This window comes from Pseudomonas azerbaijanorientalis (assembly GCF_019139795.1).
GTDB classification, from domain to species: domain Bacteria; phylum Pseudomonadota; class Gammaproteobacteria; order Pseudomonadales; family Pseudomonadaceae; genus Aquipseudomonas; species Aquipseudomonas laurylsulfatiphila.
This window is the reverse complement of sequence record NZ_CP077078.1, coordinates 5,897,049-5,919,049: the sequence shown is the minus strand read 5'-3', so window position 1 is coordinate 5,919,049 and position 22,001 is coordinate 5,897,049. Positions and strand designations below refer to the sequence as shown.

Here is a 22,001-nt window from a genome sequence, read left to right as displayed (position 1 = left end):
CCTATGTTGCATATCTTCTGTCCTCACTGCGGCGAACTGCGCTCCGAAGAGGAATTCCATGCATCCGGCCAGGCGCACATCCCGCGCCCACTGGACCCGAACAGCTGCACCGACGAGGAGTGGGGCGACTACATGTTCTTCCGCGACAACCCGCGTGGTCTGCACCACGAGCTGTGGGATCACGTCGCCGGTTGCCGTCAGTACTTCAACGTCACCCGCGACACCGTGACCTACGAGATTCTCGAAACCTACAAGATCGGCACCAAGCCACAATTCACCGACAAGACCGATAGCCCGAAAGCGGCCAGCACGGCTCTGGGAGAGAAGGTATGAGCCAGATCAATCGCCTGTCCAATGGCGGACGGATCGACCGCAACAAAGTCTTGAGCTTCACCTTCAACGGCCAGAACTACAAAGGCTTCGAAGGCGATTCCCTGGCCGCTGCACTGCTGGCCAACGGCGTCGACATCATCGGTCGCAGCTTCAAGTATTCCCGTCCGCGCGGCATCTTCGCCGCCGGTGCCGAAGAGCCGAACGCGGTGCTGCAGATCGGCGCCACCGAAGCCACGCAGATCCCGAACGTGCGCGCCACGCAACAGGCGCTGTATCAAGGCCTGGTCGCCACCAGCACCAACGGCTGGCCGAGCGTGAACAACGACATGATGGGGATTCTCGGCAAGGTCGGCGGCAAGCTGATGCCGCCGGGTTTCTACTACAAAACCTTCATGTACCCGCAATCGTTCTGGATGACTTACGAGAAGTACATCCGCAAGGCTGCCGGCCTGGGTCGCTCGCCGACCGAGAACGATCCGGACACCTACGACTACATGAACCAGCACTGTGACGTGCTGATCGTGGGCGCTGGCCCTGCCGGCCTGGCGGCTGCACTGGCGGCTGCGCGCAGCGGCGCCCGTGTAATTCTGGCTGACGAACAGGAAGAGTTCGGCGGCAGCCTGCTCGACTCCCGCGAAAGCCTCGACGGCAAACCGGCGATGGAGTGGGTGGCCAGCGTCATCGACGAACTGAAGAACACTCCGGACGTGCTGCTGTTGCCGCGCGCCACCGTCAATGGCTACCACGACCACAACTTCCTGACCATTCACGAGCGCCTGACCGATCACCTCGGCGACCGCGCACCGATTGGCCAGGTGCGTCAACGCATCCACCGGGTTCGTGCCAAGCGTGTGGTGCTGGCGACCGGCGCTCACGAGCGTCCACTGGTCTACGGCAACAACGACGTGCCGGGCAACATGCTTGCTGGCGCCATCTCCACCTACGTGCGTCGTTACGGTGTGGCACCGGGCAAGAAACTGGTGCTGTCGACCAACAACGACCACGCCTACCGCGTTGCCCTGGATTGGCTCGACGCCAGCCTGCAAGTGGTGGCCATCGCCGACGCCCGCAGCAACCCACGCGGTGCGCTGGTGGAAGAGGCGCGTGCCAAAGGCATCCGCATTCTCACCGGCAGCGCCGTGATCGAGGCCCGTGGCAGCAAGCGCGTGACCGCTGCCCGCGTGGCCGCCATCGACGTCAAAGCCCACGCCGTGACCAGTCCTGGCGAATGGCTTGATTGCGATGTGGTGGCCAGTTCCGGTGGTTACAGCCCAGTGGTTCACCTGGCTTCGCACCTGGGTGGCAAGCCGATCTGGCGCGAAGACATCCTCGGTTTCGTACCGGGTGAAGCACCGCAGAAGCGTGTATGTGTCGGTGGCATCAACGGTGTCTACGGCCTTGGCGATTCTCTGGCTGACGGTTTTGAAGGTGGCGCCCGCGCCGCTGCCGAAGCCGGGTTCCAGACGATTGAAGGTGTGTTGCCAAAAGCCCTGAGCCGTCTCGAAGAGCCGACCCTGGCGCTGTTCCAGGTGCCCCATGAAAAGAACACCGCACGTGCGCCGAAGCAATTCGTCGACCTGCAAAACGACGTCACCGCCGCCGCCATCGAACTGGCGACCCGCGAAGGCTTCGAGTCGGTCGAGCACGTCAAGCGCTACACCGCACTGGGCTTCGGCACCGATCAGGGCAAGCTCGGCAACGTCAACGGCCTGGCCATCGCCGCCCGTTCGCTGAACGTGACCATCCCGCAGATGGGCACCACCATGTTCCGTCCGAACTACACGCCGGTGACTTTCGGCGCCGTGGCCGGTCGTCACTGTGGGCACATCTTCGAGCCGGTGCGTTACACCGCGCTGCATCAATGGCACCTGAAAAACGGCGCCGAGTTCGAAGACGTCGGCCAGTGGAAACGTCCTTGGTACTTCCCGAAATCCGGTGAGGACCTGCACGCCGCGGTCAAGCGCGAATGCAAAGCCGTGCGCGACAGCGTCGGCCTACTCGATGCTTCGACCCTGGGCAAGATCGATATCCAGGGCCCGGATGCGCGCGAGTTCCTCAACCGCGTCTACACCAACGCCTGGACCAAGCTTGATGTGGGCAAGGCCCGCTACGGCCTGATGTGCAAAGAAGACGGCATGGTCTTCGACGACGGCGTGACGGCTTGCCTGGCCGACAACCATTTCGTCATGACCACCACCACTGGCGGCGCGGCTCGTGTGCTGCAGTGGCTGGAGCTGTACCACCAGACCGAATGGCCGGACATGAAGGTGTACTTCACCTCCGTCACCGACCACTGGGCAACCATGACCCTGTCCGGGCCGAACAGCCGCAAGCTGCTCAGCGAAGTCACCGACATCGACTTGAGCAGCGAAGCCTTCCCGTTCATGACCTGGAAAGAAGGGCTGGTCGGCGGTGTGCCGGCGCGGGTGTTCCGGATTTCGTTTACCGGTGAACTGTCGTACGAAGTCAACGTGCAAGCCGACTACGCCATGGGCGTGCTGGAAAAAATCGTCGATGCCGGCAAGAAGTACAACCTGACCCCGTACGGCACTGAAACCATGCACGTACTGCGGGCCGAGAAGGGCTTCATCATCGTCGGTCAGGACACTGACAGCTCGATGACCCCGGACGACCTGAACATGGGCTGGTGTGTCGGTCGCACCAAACCGTTCTCGTGGATCGGCTGGCGTGGCATGAACCGTGAAGACTGCGTGCGCGATCAGCGCAAACAGCTGGTTGGCCTGAAGCCGATCGATCCGACCAAATGGCTGCCGGAAGGTGCGCAACTGGTGTTCAACACCAAGCAAGCCATCCCGATGACCATGGTGGGTCACGTGACTTCCAGTTACCTGCACAACTCCCTGGGCTATTCGTTTGCCATGGGCGTGGTCAAGGGCGGGTTGCAGCGGATGGGCGAGCGAGTGTTCGCACCGCTGGCCGACGGCAGCGTGATCGAGGCGGAAATCGTTTCTTCGGTGTTCTTCGATCCGAAAGGCGAACGCCAGAACGTTTGATGGCTTCAAGACTTGTGAGTGGGCAATGACACCGAGTCGGCCCATTCGCGAGCAAGCCCGCTCCCACAGGGGAATGCGGTCGAATGTGGGAGCGGGCTTGCTCGCGAAGGCGGCGCAACAGCCACCACAAGGGCCGGAACCAACAGAATTCAGAACAGGTGCTTTATGACCGCAGCCAATGTTTACCAACAACGCCCAACCTCCGGGGCCAAGGCCGAGTCGTCGTTGCATCATGCCGACCTCGCCAGCCTGGTGGGCAAGGGTCGCAAGAACGCCGGCGTGACCGTGCGTGAGAAAAAACTCCTGGGTCATCTGACGATTCGTGGCGACGGCCACGATGCCGCGTTCGCCGCCGGTGTGCACAAGGCCCTTGGCATCGAGTTGCCGGGTGCGTTGACCGTCATCGTCAAAGGCGAGACCAGCCTGCAGTGGATGGGGCCGGATGAATGGCTGCTGATCGTGCCGACCGGTGAAGAGTTTGCCGCCGAACAGAAATTGCGCGAAGCACTGGGCGATCTGCACATTGCAATCGTCAACGTCAGCGGCGGCCAGCAACTCCTCGAACTGAGCGGGCCGAACGTGCGCCAGGTGCTGATGAAGTCCACCAGCTACGACGTGCATCCGAACAACTTCCCGGTGGGCAAAGCGGTCGGCACGGTGTTCGCCAAGTCGCAACTGATGATTCGTCACACCGCCGAAGACACCTGGGAACTGCTGATTCGTCGCAGCTTCTCGGATTACTGGTGGCTGTGGTTGCAGGATGCTTCTGCCGAGTATGGCCTCAGCGTGCAGGCCTGATCACCACCGTCACTGTAGGAGCGAGCCTGCTCGCGATGGACTTCAAGGCAACGCGTTGAATCAGAAAGTACGCGTCGTCGTTGACCTCCATCGCGAGCAGGGCTCGCTCCTACAGTAGGCATTCACCGATTTCACAGGAGTCACCGCCCCATGAGCCGCGCCCCAGACACATGGATTCTGACCGCCGACTGCCCAAGCGTCCTCGGCACCGTGGACGCGGTGACCCGCTTTCTGTTCGAGCAGGGCTGCTACGTCACCGAACACCACTCCTTTGATGACCGGCTCTCGGGCCGTTTTTTCATTCGAGTGGAATTCCGTCAACCCGACGGCTTTGATGAGCAATCATTCCGCGCGGGACTCGCCGAGCGCGGTGAAGCCTTCGGCATGATCTTCGAACTGACTGAACCGAACTACCGGCCGAAAGTGGTGATCATGGTCTCCAAGGCCGATCACTGCCTCAACGATTTGCTTTATCGCCAGCGCATTGGCCAATTGTCGATGGATGTGGCCGCGGTGGTCTCCAATCATCCGGATCTCAAGCCACTGGCTGACTGGCACCAGATTCCGTACTACCACTTCCCGCTGGACCCGAACGACAAGCCGTCGCAAGAGCGTCAGGTGTGGCAGGTGATCGAAGAGTCCGGTGCCGAGCTGGTGATCCTTGCGCGCTACATGCAAGTGCTGTCGCCAGAGTTGTGCCGCAAGCTCGATGGCAAGGCGATCAACATCCACCACTCCCTGCTGCCGGGTTTCAAGGGCGCCAAGCCCTATCACCAAGCCTACAACAAGGGTGTGAAACTGGTGGGCGCCACGGCGCATTACATCAACAACGACCTTGATGAAGGCCCGATCATTGCCCAGGGCGTCGAGGCAGTGGACCACAGCCATTACCCGGAAGACTTGATCGCCAAGGGGCGGGATATCGAAGGGCTGACGCTGGCGCGGGCGGTTGGATATCACATCGAAAGAAGAGTGTTTTTGAACGCCAACAGAACGGTCGTTCTCTAGATTTTTGGGGCCGCTTCGCAGCCCAGCGCGAGCAAGCTCGCTCCCACAGGTTTTGTGTTGTTCACAGATCTTGTGTCCACCCCCGATCCACTGTGGGAGCGAGCTTGCTCGCGATGGGGCCCTGACAAGCAACACAAGACACACAGGCAATAACCCGAGCACTTAACGCGCTGCCTGCCTGGGCGACGCGGTTCCATAAAAACAACATCGAGGTGAAAGCATGTCTGGCAATCGTGGTGTGGTGTATCTCGGCGCTGGCAAGGTCGAAGTACAGAAGATTGACTATCCGAAAATGCAGGACCCGCGCGGTCGCAAGATCGAGCACGGGGTCATTCTCAAAGTGGTTTCCACCAACATCTGTGGTTCCGACCAGCACATGGTGCGCGGGCGTACCACGGCGCAAACCGGCCTTGTGTTGGGCCATGAAATCACCGGCGAAGTGGTCGAGAAGGGCAGCGACGTCGAAAACCTGAAAATCGGCGACCTGGTGTCCGTACCGTTCAACGTGGCTTGCGGGCGCTGCCGTTCCTGCAAGGAAATGCACACCGGCGTGTGCCTGAGCGTCAACCCGGCGCGTCCTGGCGGTGCTTACGGTTATGTCGACATGGGTGACTGGACCGGTGGCCAGGCGGAATACGCCATGGTGCCGTACGCCGACTTCAACCTGCTGAAGCTGCCGGATCGCGACCGTGCGATGGAAAAAATCCGCGACCTGACCTGCCTCTCCGACATCCTGCCGACCGGCTATCACGGTGCCGTGACTGCGGGCGTTGGCCCAGGCAGCACTGTGTATATCGCTGGTGCCGGTCCGGTCGGTCTGGCAGCGGCGGCTTCGGCTCGCCTGTTGGGCGCGGCGGTGGTGATCATCGGTGACGTCAACACCGTTCGCCTGGCCCATGCCAAGGCCCAGGGCTTCGAGATCGCCGACCTGTCCCTGGACACGCCGCTGCACGAACAGATCGCTGCGCTGCTGGGCGAGCCGGAAGTTGACTGCGCCATCGACGCCGTCGGCTTCGAAGCCCGTGGCCATGGCCATGACGGCGTGAAACACGAAGCGCCGGCCACCGTCCTCAACTCGTTGATGGGCGTGGTGCGTGTGGCCGGCAAGATCGGCATCCCCGGCCTCTACGTGACCGAAGACCCGGGTGCTGTCGATGCTGCCGCGAAAATGGGCAGCCTGAGCATCCGCTTCGGGCTGGGCTGGGCCAAGTCCCACAGCTTCCACACCGGCCAGACCCCGGTCATGAAGTACAATCGCGCGCTCATGCAAGCGATCATGTGGGACCGTATCAACATCGCCGAAGTGGTGGGCGTTCAGGTGATCAGCCTGGATCAGGCTCCGCAGGGTTATGGCGAGTTTGATGCAGGTGTGCCGAAGAAGTTTGTGATCGATCCGCACAAGATGTTCAGCGCGGCGTAAGCGTTCGGGCAATACCAAAACGGCGACCTTCGGGTCGCCGTTTTGTTTGGGCTGTTACTCAGAACTGGTGATTCACGCCAGGATCAAAAGATCGCAGCCTTCGGCGGCTCCTACAGAGTCGCGACAAGCTCGCAGGGCCGGGAACAATCCTTGAGGGCGTCAGTCCAATGCGCAGTTTTTCGCCGCCCATTGCCGGGCGGTGTTCATCGAGGATGTCTGAATGAAGATTTCACGCGGTTTTGCACTGGCATCACTCCTGACCCTGGCTGCCAGCCCGACCTTTGCACAGTTCAACCTGAGTGATGCAGCCAATGTCATTGCCGGCATGAAGGGCGATGACGCGACCGCGACCGCCGCACCGACGCCGCAGACAGCTGATTTGCTGAGCACTCTCAGTGAATTGGACATCACCCCACAGCAAGCCATTGGCGGCGCCGGGGCGATGCTGGGCCTGGCGAAGAACCAGTTGAGTTCGACCGACTACTCGGAACTGGCCAAAAGCGTGCCGGGTATCGACATGCTCTCGGGCGGCGGTGAGTTGGGTGCGCTGGCCGGCCTGCTCGGCTCCAGCGGCAAAGCTGCAGGGCTGGATAATGCCCTGGGCAACGTCAAGGACAGCAACGACCTGAACAACGCCTTCAGCGCCCTGGGCATGGACAGCGGCATGATCGGCCTGTTCACCCCGGTGCTCTTGCAGTACCTCGGTCAGCAGGGCGTCGGCGGTACGCTGCTGAGCAGCCTGGGCAACATCTGGGGCGCCGGGGCCGGCACCGGTAGCTGAATCAGTAGCGCTCGGCGCGCAAGGCGTCGATGCGCCGGTCCTTCTCGATCCAGAGCTGGTTGACCCAGTTCTGGATCTTCTCGCGAAACACCGGATCGTTTTCGTAATCGCCCTGCCACAGCGCCGGGTCGAGTTCGCGGGTCTTGATGTCGATGATGACCCTGGGCACATTGCCGCTGATCAGTTCCCAGAACCCCGGAATCTTCTGCTGCGGGTAAACCACCGTCACATCGAGAACGGCGTCCAGCTGTTCGCCCATTGCCGCCAGCACGAATGCCACACCGCCAGCCTTGGGCTTGAGCAGGTGAGTGAACGGCGACTGCTGTTGCGCGCTTTTCGCTGCGGTGAAGCGCGTACCTTCCAGATAGTTGACCACCGTCACCGGCTGGCGCTTGAACAGCTCGCAGGCCTTTTTGGTGATCTCCAGGTCCTTGCCCGCCAGCTCCGGGTGTCTGACCAGGAACGCCTTGCTGTAGCGCTTCATGAACGGGTAATCCAGCGCCCACCACGCCAGACCCAGGAAGGGCACCCAGATCAGCTCTTTCTTGAGGAAGAATTTGAAGAACGGCGTGCGCCGGTTCAGCGTCTGGATCAGCGCCGGGATGTCGACCCAGGATTGATGGTTGCTGATTACCAGATACGAGGTATCGCGGCGCAGATCCTCACCGCCACGGATGTCCCATTGAGTGGGGATGCAGACGCGGAAAATCAGCTTGTCGATTTCCGACCAGGTTTCGGCGATCCACATCACGGTCCAGGATGCGTAGTCGCGAAAACGGCCGGGCAGGATCAGCTTGAGCAGGGCAAACACCAGCAATGGCCCGATCAGGACCAGGGTGTTGAGCAGAAGCAGCAGGGTCACGAAACAGCCGGTGAGCAGGCGGCGCATAAGTCACTCGTGGAAGCGGTTGGGCGCGCCATGATAAGCAGCTTCGGGCGACAGGCCAAATCGGGGGTGACGAATGTTTCACCTCCGGGTCGGTAACCTTGGGGGAACGATCAAGCGAACAACGGTCTAAAATCCGGCAGTTCACTCTTATGGAAGCCCATTACGTGAAATCCCTCCTTGCAGTGCTCTCCCTCATCGCTTTGCCGGTCATGGCCGCAGAGCCGACCCTGTACGGGCGTTACGAATACATCGCCCTGCCGGAAATCGGCGGGCAAGTCCTCAAGGCGAAAATGGACACCGGCGCCCTGACCGCATCGCTGTCGGCCAAGGACATCGAAACCTTCAAGCGTGACGGCGAAGACTGGGTGCGTTTCCGCCTGGCCACCAAGGATGCGGGCAACCAGGTCTACGAACACAAGGTCGCGCGAATCAGCAAGATCAAGACCCGCTCTGAAGAGGACGAGGAGGACAGCGAAGTTGTAGCGCCGAGCAAGCGTCCGGTGGTCGATCTGGAGCTGTGCCTGGGCAACGTCAAGCGCACCGTGGAGGTCAACCTCACGGACCGCAGCAGCTTCAACTACCCGTTGCTGATCGGCGCCAAGGCGTTGCGCGAGTTCGGTGCGGCAGTGAACCCGGCAAGGCGGTTCACGGCGGACAAGCCCGATTGCTGATTGACGGGGTGTGAGGCTTGGGGCACCGTTCGCCCACATCCCTGCCGGGCTCGGACGCCATGCCTCATATCCTGATTGTCGAAGACGAAGCGGCCATTGCCGACACCCTGATTTTCGCCCTGCAAGGCGAGAAGGTCACCCATTCATGAGCCTGTTCCTGGACTATCAATTCTGATAGTCCAGACGATCGGCAAGGCGCCCCCTCTGGGTGTTCATCTAGCCTTGAGCGATCAGCGTAGAGGGCCCAAGAATGGAAATCGCTTCTGTTGTACACCGACATACACCCCAACTTTCCCTGATCGACCCGCGTGGCCTCGCGGTAGCGACTGTGGTTTATCACCAGACACCCGATTCTGTGACCCGTCCCTCCTCGCGGACTACCCGACAAATTTATTCCGTGTCCGAACACTTGGTCGCGAGCCAGGACCCGCGCCTGGGCGCTGAGGGAGTTGGCGTGGATGCGGTCACCCGCGTGAACAGCCTGTCCGGGGCAGTGCTATTGGCCCAGAGTGTTGATGCGGGTTGGCGCCTTTCCTTGCAGGATGAGACTGGCCAAGTACGCCAACATTGGGATGGCATGGGGAATACGTCCTGCTTTGAGTTTGATGGGATGAGGCGGCCCTTGAACATTGAGCAATCGACTGCTCACGGCCCGGCGCTGTGCATTGAACGTTTTTACTATGGATCGTGCGGGCCCGAGTTCAGTCGGCGAAATCAATGCGGCCAACTGATTCGTCATGCGGATACGGCGGGGGTTCGTGCCGTGACTTACTTTGGTCTGCAAGGAGCACCGCTTGAAGAGTCTCGCCGCTTTCTATCCGAGTTCGAACACGCCGGCTGGCCCGCTAACGAGGATGAGCAGGATGCTCTGCTTGAACCGGACGCCGACAAAACCTACAGCACTCGGTGGCAGTACAGCGCGCTGGGGGAGTCCCTTCTGCAGATTGACGCCGCCGGGCACGTCCGGCGTTATCGACACGATCTGGCCGGTCAGTTGAAGGCTGCCTGGTTGGTTGTGGCCGGCAAGGATGAGCGCCTCCTGGTTAGCGATCAGATGTATAACGCCTCTGGCAAGATAGAACAGGAAAAGGCAGGAAACGGCGTCATAAGCATGTGGACCTATGATCCTGCTGACGACCGTATGCGGCAGTTGTCGGCCCGCAAAGGTGGACGCGTTCTGCAAGACCTGCGGTACGACTATGATCCGGTGGGCAACGTTATTTCCATGGACGATCAGTCCCAGCCCGTCATCTGGTTTGCCAACCAGCGCGTTGATCCGATCAACCGTTACTGCTACGACTCCCTTTATCAACTGATCAGTGCCACCGGTCGTGAAGTGGCATCAGTGGCCAATGGTCCTGGGTTGCCAGGATTAATTTCACCCGTGGACCCCAGTCGACTGCAGAACTACCTGCAAAGGTGGAGCTATGACGCAGGCGGCAACAGGATCGAACAACGTCATAGCGATAGGCCGAGCCATTTCATGGACATTGCGCCTGACAGTAATCGTGGCCTGGCTCGAGTTGAAGGCAAGGAGCCGGATTTTGGTGCGAGCTTCGACAGCAACGGAAATCTCAAGGTGCTGGTTCCAGGTCAACTGATGCGCTGGACGGCGCGCAACCAACTGGCGGAAGTGATCCTGGTCCATCGGCCAGGTGCTGAGAACGATAGCGAACGATACCTCTATGACAGTGCAGGTTTGCGGGTTCGCAAACTGCGCACTTTGCTGGCGGCAAATGTGACTCGAAAGGTGCAGGTACGGTATTTGCCTGGTCTGGAAATTCGCACCGAAGGGGCAGATACCGATGACGAAGTATTGCATGTGATCACGACGCAGGCCGGACGCAGTTCTGTTCGGCTATTACATTGGAAAGAGGGTCGGCCCTCTGGGATTTCAGAAGATCAACTTCGTTATAGCCTCGATGACCTTTTGGGTAGTAGTGCGTTGGAGCTGGATGAAGAGGCTGACTTGATAAGCTATGAAGGGTATTACCCTTATGGAGGGACTGCCTGGTGGATGGGGCGCTCCCAAGTGGAGGTTAAATATAAGTTTGTGCGTTACTCTGGCAAGGAGCTGGATGCAACTGGACTTTATTATTATGGGTTTCGTTATTATGCGACTTGGTTGGGGCGGTGGATTAATCCTGATCCGGCGTGGGGTGTTGATGGGTTGAACTTTTATAAAATGGTTCGTAATAACCCGGTCGTCCTTCGGGATGAGTTTGGCTTATATAGTGGTGCTGGTGATGTAGATGAAATTGCCGTTGAGCAAGTTCTCGGCTACAGGATTCTTGGTCGTGGTCGCGCACAGCTAACACCATCAACAAACCTACTCCTCGAACGAGGGCTAGATGCAGCTCAACGCGTACTAAACCAAACTATCACTGAGCTGGAAAGTGGCTCAACGATGGACGCCAGGCTGGATGATGTATACGGGAAAGGAATCGGTATTGGCTTCAAGCCTGCATTGATTAATTGGTATAAGAAACTAAGGGGAGAGTTCGTTTCATACATTTCTGGAAGTAACAGAGATCAATTTGTGTTTTTGGATTCTGCCCAGAAAAAAAATTCAACGCTAGCTTTTGTGTTTCCTCAAGATAAACACAAGCGCGTATTTTTAACTGCGAAGGCAGTGCAGGACGAAAAAAAGACACTTAATTTGGCTACGACGCTTATTCATGAGGTCTCACATTTAGTGCTTAATACGCATGACTTTTACTATTATTCAGAGGCGGCATTGTCAAAGGAGAATTACCACGATTTATTGGGTGAGTTAAAGTACGAGGCCGAAGTTGCTAGCAAAGGTTTGGAAGGCAGCCCATTAGACATTGTAAGGAAACTGACAGCGCTCGTCGCGGATAAAAAAATTAGTGATCGAGAGCTAATTGATATTTTTGGCACAGCAAATCTGTCAACACTAGCCCGCGGTATTGAAACGGATCCACAGTATCGATCCAGAGCCCTGTTCTACAATGCTGATTCCTTCTCGATGACGGCGATGCTTGTTGGCGGAGGAGCGCTCAGGAATTTGTTTAGACGTAATAGTAACCCGATGCCCGAGCCTGAACCGGATTACTGATTCTTGTGGCCAGTTTAGGTCCGGGGCTCTGCTTTCTACTGATTGGAAATCAACCCGACGGCCGGGTCTGAAGCATCGAAGGCCGCTGACTCACCTCGAAGTACCACGCCGCCAGTTGCGGATTTGCCGTGCGCCAATCCAGATCCGGATGGCGCAGGTCCAGGTAACCCAGGGCACAGGCCACGCTGATCGCGGCCACGTCGAAGTGGCTGGTCAGCTCGGCAATCGCGTCTTTTTCCAGCAGGGCCAGGGCGCGGCGGATCTTGTCGCGCTGGCCGTCGAGCCATTCGTCCCAGTGTTTCTCCGGGGCACGCAGGGCGACTTCGTAGCGCACCAGCACGGCCGCGTCCATGATCCCGTCGGCAAGGGAAGCGAGGGTCAGGCGCCGCCAGCGGGCCGAGCCTTCGCGGGGGATCAGCGGGTTGCCGACGTGCTGCTGATCGAGGTAGTCGAGGATGACCCGGCTGTCATGGATGACATTGCCATCGGCCAGGCGCAGGGCCGGGATTTTGCTCAGGGGGTTGTCGTCGATCAGGGTCAGGTCCGGGGTCACCGGGGTGAGGACGCTGGTCTGCAGCGCCACGCGGTCCTGTTGACCGGTTTCGTGCAGCAGCACCATGACTTTGCGAACGAAGGGAGAGAGCGGGTTGTGGTACAGGGTCATGCTCGGGGCGGACATGGCAGCGTCTCGATCGGTGGCAGTGTCGGGCAGCATAGCGTGTTGGGGCGATAGCTCAAGATGGCAAACACCCCTGTAGGAGCGAGCTTGCTCGCGATGGACTTGAGAACGCCGCTGGGTGTCAGGTTCCCCGCGTTATCGTTGACGACCGTCGCGAGCAAGCTCGCTCCTACAGGGGGTCAGCGGTGTTGCAGGAGGCCGCGCAGGGCCAGCACAGCCGGGATGCCCAGCCCCACCCAGCTCAGCGAGTCCCACACACCATCCCCGAGCAACGCGGCGAACAGCCCTGCCGCGCTGAGCACCGCGATGACGATGGGAATGGCAAAGACCTTCCAGAAATTCGACTGCCGGGGCTTCATGCCACGTTCTCCGCTTTTTCCAGCACAGGCTTGGCAGCCTTGCGCCGCACCACCCACAGGTAGACTCCGCTGCCGAGCACAATGATGGTCAGCACATCCAGGGTCGCCCAGAGGATTTGCATCGGCATGCCGCCGTAGTCGCCGAAGTGCAGCGGTTGCGACATGCCCATGGCATCCATGTACCAGGGTCGCTCGGCTACGGCAGTGACTTGCAGGGTGCTGGCGTCGATCAGCACCGGTGTCAGCAGGTGCGAAGTCAGGTGCGTGCTGCCTTTCATGAACACCGCGTAATGGTGCTCGCTGGAAAACCGCGTGCCGGGGAAGGCGATGAAGTCCGGCTGCATGCCCGGTGCGACGTCCTTGGCGATGTCGAGCAGACGGGTGGCCGGCGCCAGGTGCGTCAGCGGTGGCGCATCACGGTACGGCGCGACCATCGCGCTCAGGCTGTCGTTGCGCCAGGCGGCAATGATCAGGTCGGCGCAGGCACTGATCACGCCGGTCACGCCGACCACCAGGGCCCAGGTCAAGGTCACGACGCCGATCAGGTTATGCAGGTCGAGCCAGCGCAGGCGGGTGGATTTGTCCTGGCGCACGGTGGCGAACTTCAGGCGGCGCATGAATGGCAGGTACAAGACGGTGCCGGAGACGATCGCCACCACGAACAGAATGCCCATGAACGCCAACAGCAGCTTGCCCGGTAAGCCGGCAAACATGTCCACGTGCAGGCGCAGCATGACCATCATGAAACCACCGTTGGCCGACGGCATCTCCAGAGCCTCGCCGGTACGGGCGTCGAGCATGAAGGTGTGGGACGAATTGGGCTCGGTGCCGGCGGTAGGGGCCATGATCGCAATCGCGGCATTGGGTTCGTCGTCCTCGAAGCCGAAATACTGCATGACTTCGCCAGGGCGATGCTTTTCAGCCGCCGCTACCAGCTGCTGCAGATCAAGCCGCGGGGTGTCTGCCGGCATCTGCTTGAGCTCGGCCGCATCACCGAGGAGGTGGTCGATCTCGTGATGGAAGATCAACGGCAGGCCGGTCAGTGCCAGTAGCAACAGGAACACCGTGCAAACCAGGCTGGTCCAGGTATGAACAGCGGACCAGCGGCGAATTGTTTTACTTTTCATTTCATAGCCTTCAGAAAAACCAAAGCCGTCCACGAAGGACGGCCTGGTCATTGGGCGTATCAGCTCAATGTGTTACCACTTGTAGGTTGCACTGGCGACGACACTGCGCTGGTCGCCGTAGTAGCAGTAGAAGCTGTCGCAAGTCGAGATGTAGTCCTTGTCGAACAGGTTGGTTGCGTTAACGGCCAGCGAAGCGCCCTTGAGGCTGTTGTCCAGGCGACCGAGGTCGTAGTGTACCGCGGCGTCGAACACCGTATAGGCGTCGGCCTTGCCCGGCCAGGTGTTGGCCTCGTCGCCGTAAGTGTTGCCGGTGTAGCGCGCGCCGGCGCCGATGCCGAAGCCGTCGAGCACGCCGTTGTGCCAGGTGTAGTCGCCCCATACCGATGCTTGCTGGTTAGGCATCAGTTGCAGGCGATTGCCCTTGAATGCGCCATCTTGCACTTCGGACCTGGCCAAGGTGTAGGCGGCGGTGACCTTCAGGTTTTCGGTCACGTCGGAAACGGCTTCCAGCTCCAGGCCTTTGACTCTCACTTCGCCGGTCTGGCTGGTGACCGTCACGTTGCCCACATTGTTGGTGACGGCAACGTTTTTCTGGGTCAGCTCATACACAGCGGCCGTCAGCAGTGTGTTGCTGCCCGGTGGCTGGTACTTGATACCCAGTTCCCACTGCTTGCCTTTGGTCGGCTTGAACGAATCGGTCGGCGAGGCGACAGCATTGCTGGCCGGCTGGAACGATTCGGCGTAGGACAAGTAAGGCACGAAGCCCGAGTCGAACACATAGCTGATCGCCGCGTTGCCGCTGAAGTTCTTGTCGCGCTGGGTGTTGGTGGCATCACCCTTGTTGAAGAATTTGGTGCCGGTATGGACCCAGTCTTCACGGCCACCGAGGGTCAGGCGCCATTGGTCGAGGGCCATTTGATCCTGGACGTACAGACCGGTCTGGTAAGTCTTCTGGTCATAGTCATAAAACGCCGAGGAGCGTGGTGGACGGGTGATCGGCAAGCCATAGACCGGATCGTTGACGTTGATGGAAGGTGCGGTGCCAAAGATCGAGGTGTAGTTGGTGTTGCTGCGCTGGTGGTCCAGGCCGATCAACAGCGTGTGATTAATGTCGCCGGTGGCGAAGTCGGCCTGGAAGTTGTTGTCCACGGCGAACTGGCTGATGTCTTCGTCGACATTGGTCGTGCCGCGCCCGGTGTTGCCTTCATCGTCTACGACAAATCCGATGGAGGGAAAGTAGCTGTTGACGGTGACCGTCTGGAACGACAGGTCCGACTTGGTGTAGCGCAGGTTCTGGCGGAACTGCCATACATCGTTCAAGCGATGTTCAAAGGCATAACCCAGTGCGTAATAGGTGCGGTCGTAGAAATCGTAGTCCGGATCACCCAGGTTCTTGTGGTGCGAGATCTTGCCGAACGGCATGTCGATCTTGGTGCCCTGAATCGGATAGAACTGGCTGGTAACGCCGGTATCGTCACGGGTGAACTGCGTCAGCAGGGTGAAGCGGGTGTCTTCGTCGATGTTCCAGGTCAGGCTTGGCGCAATGTTGTAGCGCTTGTCATCGATATGGTCGATCTGGGTTCCGCCGTCACGCACCACGCCGCTCACGCCATAGAGAAACCGGCCTTCGTCGTCGATCTTGCCGGTGCTGGCGAAGTTGATCTGGCGATGGTTGTCGCTGCCGTACTGCAGCTGGATTTCGCTGCTGGCTTCGGCGCTCGGGCGACGGCTGACCATGTCCAGCAGGCCGCCTGGCGGGGTCTGGCCGTACACGGACGAGGCCGGGCCGCGCAGCAAGGCCAGGCGGTCGAGGTTCCAGGTTTCCTGTTTCGGGTTGGCGTAGACGCCTTTTGGCAGGGGCAGGCCGTCGAGGAACTGAGTCGGCTCGAAACCACGCACGCGCAGCCAGTCAGCGCGGGTGTCGCTGCCGTAGCTGCTGGCGGTGATGCCCGGCAGGTAGCGCACGGCGGCGTCAAGGGTATGCGCGTTGCGGTCGTCCATCTGCTCGCGAGTGACGACCGAAATCGAGCGCGGTACCTCGACCAGCGCGGTATCGGTCTTGGTGCCGGCGGCGGTCCGTTTGGCCACGTAGCCTTGCACCGGACCCCAGGCGCTTTCAGCGTCTTCCACGCCAATCACGCTGGTTGCCGGCAGAGCCATCACACCCTCGGGCACGGCCACCAGGCTGTAGGTGCCGGCACTGCTTTGCTCCAGTTGCAGCCCGGTGCCGCGCAGGGCCTCGCGCAGGGCGCCAGCGGCGTCGAACTGGCCGTTGACTGGTGCCGAGGTTTTGCCTGTCGCCAGGGATGGGTTCAACGACAAGGCCAGGCCCGCCTGGCTGGCGATCTGGTTCAGGGTGCTGGCCAGTGGTGCGGCTGGCAGGTTGTAGGCGCGAACGCTTGACGCCTGTTCAGCGGCGACCAGTTGGCTGCTCGCCAAAGGGGTGCAAAGGGCAACGGCGACCGCCAGCAAACCGGGGCGCAACAGGGTGTTCAGCGAACGGGACATACAGCGGCTCCTGAATGGAAATATTTCTCAATTGCCTGTGTGCCGAACGAGAATCAGAAAGTGATAGGGCTGGATGAAAATAATTTCTATTCAGTTATTCAATAAGCATTGAAGGGTTCTGTGTGCGGATTCAGGGCTTTGTTTCGGCCTTGGCTACTACCTTCACCCACCACTGCGTGTGCTGTTCAATCTGCACCGGCAGGGTCGGCAGCAGGGCATTGAGCGCCAGGTCGGTATCGCGCAGCGGGAAGCTGCCAGTGATGCGCAGGTCGGCGACTTCCGGCGCGACGCCTGTGTAACCGGGTCGATAACGGCCGATTTCATGCACCAGATCTTCCAGCCGCGTGTTGTCCACCACCAGCATGCCGCGGGTCCAGGCATCCGCGCCGAAATTGACGGCCAGAACCGGACCCAGGCCGTTATTGCGGATCAACACCTGCTGGCCTTCGCGCAGAATCTGTTCATCCGGGCTGGACTCGGGGTGAACCGCCACCGCCGACTGCAACACACTCAGGCGTGTGCCTTCTTCTTCACGCTTGACCAGAAACCGCGTACCCAGCGCGCGCATGCTGCCTTCACGGGTTTCGACGATGAACGGCCGGGGATCGCCATGACCGGTTTCAACCAGGATTTCGCCTTCCTGAAGCACGATGCGCCGCTGCTTCTCATCGAAGCGCACATCCAGGGCGCTGTGGGTGTTGAGATTGACCAGCGTGCCATCCGCCAGGCGCAGGGTGCGCTGCTCGCCAACAGCGGTGCGCTGGTCGGCCAGCCAGTAATCGATCGGCAGGTAACGTGGCCCGGCAAATAGCGCCAGGCCGATCACGGCCACCACGCTCGCCACGCCATTGCCGAGTTTGCGCACCCGTCGGCGGATGCCTTCGCGCGATTGCAGCAGGGCAGTGCGAGCCGGGCCACTGGCTGCGCTGAAGCGTTGGTCGAGCATGCCCAACTGGCGCCAGGCACGGGCGTGCTCTTCGTGGGCAGCGTGCCACTTGGCGAATTCTTCGCGCTCTACCGGGTTGGCGCCATCCATGGACAACTGCCAGGCAATCGCTGCGTCCAGCACGTTGGCCGATACCGGTTTGGAACCGAGCGGGTTCATGTCGGCTGACCATATAGCGCGATATAGCACTGGCGAATGCCCTGGGCCAGGTACTGGCGTACCCGCGGCACCGATACCCCCAGGCGCTCGGCGATTTCTGCGTGGCCAAGACCGTCGAGACGGTTGTAGAGGAACGCCGCCCGGGCCTTGGTGGAAAGCTTGCCGAGCAAACGGTCGATGTTTTTCAGGTCTTCGAGGATCATCTGCTGTTCTTCCGCCGACGGTTGTTCGGCTTCGGGAATCAGCATCAGCTCGGTGAGGTAAGCCTGCTCCAGCGCGGCGCGACGGAAATAGTCGAACAGCAGGCCCTTGGCGATGGCCACCAGGAATGCCCGCGGTTCGCGTGGTTCCTTCAGTTCCTCGCGGCCCAGCAAGCGCACGAACGTGTCCTGGCTCAGGTCTTCGGCCCGCTGTGGGCAGGCGACATTGCGTCGAAGCCAGGCCAATAGCCAACCGCGATGGTCGCGATATAACGCACCGACGAGTTCACTTTGAGGGCTTGGGACTGACGACACGCCGCATCACCGCTTGGGAAGTGTTAACTAACGAGAATTGTTCGCGATTGTGGCAGAGGCGCGGGAGGTCCGCAATCGGCGTTGGTCGGGAGACCGCGTCATCGTTCATCGCGGGCAAGCCCGCTCCCACAGGGGGTTCGGTACTCCTGTGGGAGCGGGCTTGCCCGCGATGAGGCCAGAGCAGGCGCCGAAGACTAGAAGGACGGGGCTTGTTGCCGCCGCTTCCACTGACTCAAGCGCTGTTGCAAATTCAGCGGGCTATGAATCTGCTGCTGCCGCGCGCGGCTGAACAGGATCAGCGCCAGTTCAGCGGTGGCCAGGGCGTCGGCGCTGGCGTGGTGACGTTCGAAGACTTCGAGTTTGAACCAGTCGATCCAGTCGTCCAGCCCGGCCTCGCGAAAGTGCGCCTGGGGGCATAGCAGCGGTGCAATGTCCGCCACGTCCAGAAACGGATGCTGCAACTTGAAACCCAGATGATCTTTCAGCGCACGGCTGAGCATGTGCTGGTCAAACGGCGCGTGGAAGGCCAGTACCGGACTGTCACCGAGGTACTCCATCAGGTCGAGCAGCGCTTCTGCGGGATCGCTGCCCGCCGCAATGGCGCTGGGGCCAATGCCGTGGATCAGCACGCTGGGGCCGAGTTTTACTTGCCGATATTGCAAGGTGCGTTCGAACTGCTGGCGAAAGTCGATGGCCCCGTCCTCGATCGCTACCGCGCCAATCGAAAGCACATGGTCTTTGTTCAGGTTCAGCCCGGTGGTTTCCAGATCGAGCACCACCCAGCGCTGCTCACGCAGGCTGCATTCGCCCAAGGCGGGAACGGCCGGCAAGCGTTCCAGGCGATGTTGCAGGTCGGCGGGCAGGGTGGGGCTCGGCGGGCGCAGCCATGAAAACAGGCTCATAACTGATACCGCAAGGTCAGGCTGCTCTGCAGGCGTTGGGCCTGACGCAGGGACTCACGCAGGATGCGTCGGTCCAGGTGATTGAGGCTGTCGGGATCGACCCGGTTCGAGTAGGGAAAATTCTCCCGGGTCTGTAATTGATGTTGCTGCATGCGGGTTTGCTGGATGAAGTGATAGGCCTCTTCGTACGCGGCGCCGTCCAGGGGTTCGATGATCTCTTTGGCGACCAATTGGCGAAAACGCTCCAGCGTGTTATTGGCCTCGATGCCATGGGCAAGGGCCAGTAGTCGGGCGCCATCGACAAACGGAGCCAAGCCCTGGATCTTCAGGTCCAGGGTGGCCTTCTCGCCATTTTTGCGCGTCAGCACGAACTCGCGCAAACGCCCTACGGGCGGGCGATTGCGCAGCGCATTCTCGGCCATCATGCGCTGGAACAAACGGTTGTCACCGACCTGATCGAGAATGCCCCGACGCAACTGCTCGCAGCCTTGCTCGCTGCCCCAGACCACGCGCAAATCGAAATAGATGCTCGAACCCAGCAGGTTCTCCGGGGTGGCCTCGCGGATGAACGCCGCAAAGCGCCGCGCCCATTCGGCCCGGGACAGGCACAGCTCGGGGTTGCCGGCCATGATATTGCCCTTGCACAAGGTGAAGCCGCACAGCGCCAGGCTCTGGTTGATCTGCTGGGCGATGGGCAACAACTTGCCGCGTATCTCGGCGGCATGGGCTGCATCCCTGGCTTCGAACAGAATGCCGTTGTCCTGATCGGTGTGCAGGGTCTGCTCGCGACGGCCTTCACTGCCGAAGCACAGCCAACTGAATGGCACGCCGGGATCACCTCTTTCGGCGAGGGTCAGTTCGATCACCCGGCACACGGTGTGATCGTTGAGCAGGGTGATGATGTGGGTGATCTGCGTCGAAGACGCGCCATGGGCCAGCATGCGCTCGACCAGTTGGCCGATTTCGCCCCGCAGCGCCACCAGGTTTTCCACCTTCGGTGCGTTGCGGATGGTGCGCGCCAGGTGCACCAGGTCGACCCGTTGCAGGGAAAACAGATCGCGCTCGGAAACCACGCCGCACAAGCGTTGGTCCTTGACCAGGCAGACATGGGCGATGTGACGCTCGGTCATGGCAATCGCCGCGTCGAATGCACTGTGGTCCGGCGACAGGAAAAACGGCGCCCGGGTCATGTGCCCTTCGATGGCTTCGTTGAAATCACTGCTGCCGTTGGCCACGGTCTGACGCAGGTCGCGCAGGGTGAAAATCCCCAATGGAGCCTTGAGTTCATCGACCACCACGATGCTGCCGACCTGTTGTTCGTGCATCAACGTCACGGCTTCACGCAAAGGTGTCTGCGGGGCGCATGACACCGGGTGGCGCATGGCCAATTCACCCAGTCGGGTATTGAGCGAATATTGGGTGCCGAGGGTTTCCACGGCTTTTTGCTGCACTTGCTGGTTGACCTGATCCAGCAGGCTGCTGACGCAGCGCAGGGCGAAGTTGCGGAAGGTGTCCGATAGCGAAAACAGGCGGATGAATGCCGGCTTGTTCAGCTGCAGGCAAAAGGTGTCTTCGCCGGCGAGGTGCTCGGTACGGGTGGCCCGTTCACCCAGCAACGCCGCGAGGGGAAAACATTCACCGGTGGCGATCTCGAAGACTGTTTCGATGCCACCTTTTGCCGTATCCGGACGCTCGCCCACGACCCGGCCTTGCTTGACGATATAGAAGTGCTCGACCGGGCCGTCGGCGGGTTTGATGATGCTCTCGCCGGGGGCGTAAAAGCGCAGCTGACATTGCTCGACCAGATACGCCAGGTGCGCGTGTTCCATCTGGTTGAAAGGCGGGAAGCGCTGAAGGAATTGCAACGTGCCCTGGATGTTCTGCAACACCGCGGTTTTCCCTGCCTGTGTGAAGGCGTCCGCTTTACTCATAACCATTACCGCAGTCTTTTTTGAATTGTTGTAGTCGGATGACCCGGACATGGTCGCCCCCTGTAACCGGGGTGCCCATTGGACGTAAGTCTAGGTAGGCCGTTAGCGCCCTGAAATGTCGGAAAAATCCTACGCAAGTGTGCGAAAAACCTCTCGGCCCCCCTATTGGAAAATTATGTGTCGGAGTGCACATTGGTGGTCAGCTTAGCGATGTCTCATAACTGTGCTAGGGAATTGAATAGAACATGTAGAGAACGCCATGTCCGACCACGATATTTTGAGCGACGCCGAGCGCGAAGCGCTGAGTGCCGTCATGCTGGAACCTGACCTGCCACCGCAACGCGTGCTGATTGTCGATGACGATAAGGACGCCCGGGACCTGCTGTCAGGGATCCTGGCACTGGACGGTATTCGCTGTCTGAGCGCGGCCAGTGGCGAAGCGGCACTCAAGATGCTGGAAGAGAAACCTTCGATCGGACTGATGATTACCGACCTGCGCATGGGGCATGTCGACGGTCTGGAGCTGATCCGACAGGTGCGCGAGTCGGTACGGGCGGCGTTGCCGGTCATCATCGTCTCGGGCGATGCCGACGTAAAAGATGCGATCGCCGCGATGCATTTGAGTGTGGTGGACTTTCTGCTCAAACCGATTGACGCCGACAAGCTGCTGGAGCTGGTCAAGCATGAGCTTGGGATGGAGCCTTAGTCCAAGCCGGTAAACACTGCACAAACCCTGTGGGCGCGGGCTTGCTCGCGAATACGTAGTGTCAGTCGAGTATTTTTTGGCAGATGCACCGCTTTCGCGAGCAAGCCCGCTCCCACAAATCAAACAAAAAAGCCCTGATCTTTCGATCAGGGCTTTTTCATGTCCGGCGCAGGCGC

At 60.2% G+C, this 22,001-nt stretch carries 18 protein-coding genes and 1 pseudogene; 10 read left to right on the top strand and 9 right to left on the bottom strand.

The window, feature by feature from the left end:
• The first annotated feature begins 3 nt into the window (after positions 1–3).
• The 6 genes from KSS91_RS26610 (at position 4) to KSS91_RS26585 (ending at position 7,354) form a co-directional block, all read left to right on the top strand.
• Complete coding sequence (locus KSS91_RS26610) at positions 4–333, top strand: sarcosine oxidase subunit delta (RefSeq protein ID WP_007980417.1); 330 nt, start codon at positions 4–6, stop codon at positions 331–333.
• Positions 330–3,347, top strand: coding sequence for a sarcosine oxidase subunit alpha (locus KSS91_RS26605; protein WP_217836562.1), 3,018 nt, complete (start codon positions 330–332; stop codon positions 3,345–3,347). The genes KSS91_RS26610 and KSS91_RS26605 overlap by 4 nt, the downstream gene beginning before the upstream one ends.
• Positions 3,348–3,512: 165 nt before the next feature.
• Positions 3,513–4,145: a sarcosine oxidase subunit gamma gene (locus KSS91_RS26600; protein ID WP_104450050.1), complete on the top strand. Its 633-nt coding sequence runs from the start codon at positions 3,513–3,515 to the stop codon at positions 4,143–4,145.
• Between the two features lie 150 nt (positions 4,146–4,295).
• Positions 4,296–5,153, top strand: coding sequence for a formyltetrahydrofolate deformylase (purU, locus tag KSS91_RS26595; protein ID WP_015097122.1), 858 nt, complete (start codon positions 4,296–4,298; stop codon positions 5,151–5,153).
• 220 nt (positions 5,154–5,373) lie between these two features.
• Positions 5,374–6,573, top strand: coding sequence for a formaldehyde dehydrogenase, glutathione-independent (gene fdhA, locus KSS91_RS26590; RefSeq protein ID WP_015097121.1), 1,200 nt, complete (start codon positions 5,374–5,376; stop codon positions 6,571–6,573).
• 220 nt (positions 6,574–6,793) lie between these two features.
• Positions 6,794–7,354 carry a DUF2780 domain-containing protein gene (locus KSS91_RS26585; RefSeq protein WP_217836561.1) on the top strand — a complete coding sequence of 187 codons (561 nt, stop codon included), beginning with the start codon at positions 6,794–6,796 and terminating at the stop codon, positions 7,352–7,354.
• Position 7,355: 1 nt separating this feature from the next.
• Here the strand turns inward: KSS91_RS26585 and yihG are convergent, their stop codons facing one another.
• Positions 7,356–8,243 carry a 1-acylglycerol-3-phosphate O-acyltransferase, YihG family gene (gene yihG, locus KSS91_RS26580; protein WP_217836560.1) on the bottom strand — a complete coding sequence of 296 codons (888 nt, stop codon included), beginning with the start codon at positions 8,241–8,243 and terminating at the stop codon, positions 7,356–7,358.
• A 164-nt stretch (positions 8,244–8,407) separates the two neighbouring features.
• Between yihG and rloA2 the strand changes: the two genes are divergently transcribed.
• The 3 genes and pseudogenes from rloA2 (at position 8,408) to KSS91_RS26565 (ending at position 11,993) form a co-directional block, all read left to right on the top strand.
• On the top strand, positions 8,408–8,914 hold the full coding sequence (gene rloA2 / locus KSS91_RS26575; protein ID WP_015097118.1) for a retropepsin-like aspartic peptidase RloA2: 507 nt from the start codon (positions 8,408–8,410) through the stop codon (positions 8,912–8,914).
• Between the two features lie 41 nt (positions 8,915–8,955).
• Positions 8,956–9,045: pseudogene (locus KSS91_RS26570) on the top strand (two-component system response regulator CreB); the annotation flags it as partial.
• A 323-nt stretch (positions 9,046–9,368) separates the two neighbouring features.
• Positions 9,369–11,993, top strand: a complete 2,625-nt coding sequence (locus KSS91_RS26565; protein ID WP_225923716.1) for an RHS repeat-associated core domain-containing protein — start codon at positions 9,369–9,371, stop codon at positions 11,991–11,993.
• Positions 11,994–12,042: 49 nt separating this feature from the next.
• Here the strand turns inward: KSS91_RS26565 and KSS91_RS26560 are convergent, their stop codons facing one another.
• From KSS91_RS26560 to KSS91_RS26525, 8 genes are all read right to left on the bottom strand, one after another.
• The gene (locus KSS91_RS26560; protein ID WP_217836558.1) at positions 12,043–12,672 is read right to left on the bottom strand and encodes a glutathione S-transferase; all 630 of its coding nucleotides are present in this window, start codon (positions 12,670–12,672) and stop codon (positions 12,043–12,045) included.
• Positions 12,673–12,851: 179 nt separating this feature from the next.
• On the bottom strand, positions 12,852–13,031 hold the full coding sequence (locus KSS91_RS26555) for a hypothetical protein (protein ID WP_217836557.1): 180 nt from the start codon (positions 13,029–13,031) through the stop codon (positions 12,852–12,854).
• The gene (locus tag KSS91_RS26550; RefSeq protein WP_217836556.1) at positions 13,028–14,158 is read right to left on the bottom strand and encodes a PepSY-associated TM helix domain-containing protein; all 1,131 of its coding nucleotides are present in this window, start codon (positions 14,156–14,158) and stop codon (positions 13,028–13,030) included. The genes KSS91_RS26555 and KSS91_RS26550 overlap by 4 nt, the downstream gene beginning before the upstream one ends.
• Before the next feature lie 72 nt (positions 14,159–14,230).
• Positions 14,231–16,666: a TonB-dependent siderophore receptor gene (locus tag KSS91_RS26545; protein ID WP_217836555.1), complete on the bottom strand. Its 2,436-nt coding sequence runs from the start codon at positions 16,664–16,666 to the stop codon at positions 14,231–14,233.
• A gap of 130 nt (positions 16,667–16,796) precedes the next feature.
• A complete protein-coding gene (locus KSS91_RS26540; protein WP_217836554.1) occupies positions 16,797–17,771 on the bottom strand; it encodes a FecR domain-containing protein in 975 nt (324 codons plus the stop codon).
• Positions 17,768–18,286, bottom strand: a complete 519-nt coding sequence (locus KSS91_RS26535; protein ID WP_217836553.1) for an RNA polymerase sigma factor — start codon at positions 18,284–18,286, stop codon at positions 17,768–17,770. Before KSS91_RS26535 ends, KSS91_RS26540 begins: the two co-directional genes overlap by 4 nt.
• A 194-nt stretch (positions 18,287–18,480) precedes the next feature.
• Positions 18,481–19,188, bottom strand: coding sequence for a 3'-5' exonuclease (locus KSS91_RS26530; protein WP_217836552.1), 708 nt, complete (start codon positions 19,186–19,188; stop codon positions 18,481–18,483).
• Positions 19,185–21,125 carry a putative nucleotidyltransferase substrate binding domain-containing protein gene (locus tag KSS91_RS26525; RefSeq protein ID WP_217836551.1) on the bottom strand — a complete coding sequence of 647 codons (1,941 nt, stop codon included), beginning with the start codon at positions 21,123–21,125 and terminating at the stop codon, positions 19,185–19,187. The genes KSS91_RS26530 and KSS91_RS26525 overlap by 4 nt, the downstream gene beginning before the upstream one ends.
• Positions 21,126–21,378: 253 nt before the next feature.
• Between KSS91_RS26525 and KSS91_RS26520 the strand changes: the two genes are divergently transcribed.
• On the top strand, positions 21,379–21,825 hold the full coding sequence (locus KSS91_RS26520; protein WP_217836550.1) for a response regulator: 447 nt from the start codon (positions 21,379–21,381) through the stop codon (positions 21,823–21,825).
• Positions 21,826–22,001: the final 176 nt, after the last annotated feature.

Coding starts and splice junctions, on each gene's coding strand:
- KSS91_RS26550 (WP_217836556.1), bottom strand. CDS start 14,158: ATGAAAAGTAAAACAATTCGCCGCTGGTCCGCTGTTCATACCTGGACC.
- KSS91_RS26600 (WP_104450050.1), top strand. CDS start 3,513: ATGACCGCAGCCAATGTTTACCAACAACGCCCAACCTCCGGGGCCAAG.
- KSS91_RS26560 (WP_217836558.1), bottom strand. CDS start 12,672: ATGTCCGCCCCGAGCATGACCCTGTACCACAACCCGCTCTCTCCCTTC.
- KSS91_RS26610 (WP_007980417.1), top strand. CDS start 4: ATGTTGCATATCTTCTGTCCTCACTGCGGCGAACTGCGCTCCGAAGAG.
- KSS91_RS26520 (WP_217836550.1), top strand. CDS start 21,379: ATGTCCGACCACGATATTTTGAGCGACGCCGAGCGCGAAGCGCTGAGT.
- yihG (WP_217836560.1), bottom strand. CDS start 8,243: ATGCGCCGCCTGCTCACCGGCTGTTTCGTGACCCTGCTGCTTCTGCTC.
- KSS91_RS26545 (WP_217836555.1), bottom strand. CDS start 16,666: ATGTCCCGTTCGCTGAACACCCTGTTGCGCCCCGGTTTGCTGGCGGTC.
- KSS91_RS26585 (WP_217836561.1), top strand. CDS start 6,794: ATGAAGATTTCACGCGGTTTTGCACTGGCATCACTCCTGACCCTGGCT.
- KSS91_RS26540 (WP_217836554.1), bottom strand. CDS start 17,771: ATGAACCCGCTCGGTTCCAAACCGGTATCGGCCAACGTGCTGGACGCA.
- KSS91_RS26525 (WP_217836551.1), bottom strand. CDS start 21,125: ATGGTTATGAGTAAAGCGGACGCCTTCACACAGGCAGGGAAAACCGCG.
- KSS91_RS26555 (WP_217836557.1), bottom strand. CDS start 13,031: ATGAAGCCCCGGCAGTCGAATTTCTGGAAGGTCTTTGCCATTCCCATC.
- purU (WP_015097122.1), top strand. CDS start 4,296: ATGAGCCGCGCCCCAGACACATGGATTCTGACCGCCGACTGCCCAAGC.
- KSS91_RS26530 (WP_217836552.1), bottom strand. CDS start 19,188: ATGAGCCTGTTTTCATGGCTGCGCCCGCCGAGCCCCACCCTGCCCGCC.
- fdhA (WP_015097121.1), top strand. CDS start 5,374: ATGTCTGGCAATCGTGGTGTGGTGTATCTCGGCGCTGGCAAGGTCGAA.
- KSS91_RS26605 (WP_217836562.1), top strand. CDS start 330: ATGAGCCAGATCAATCGCCTGTCCAATGGCGGACGGATCGACCGCAAC.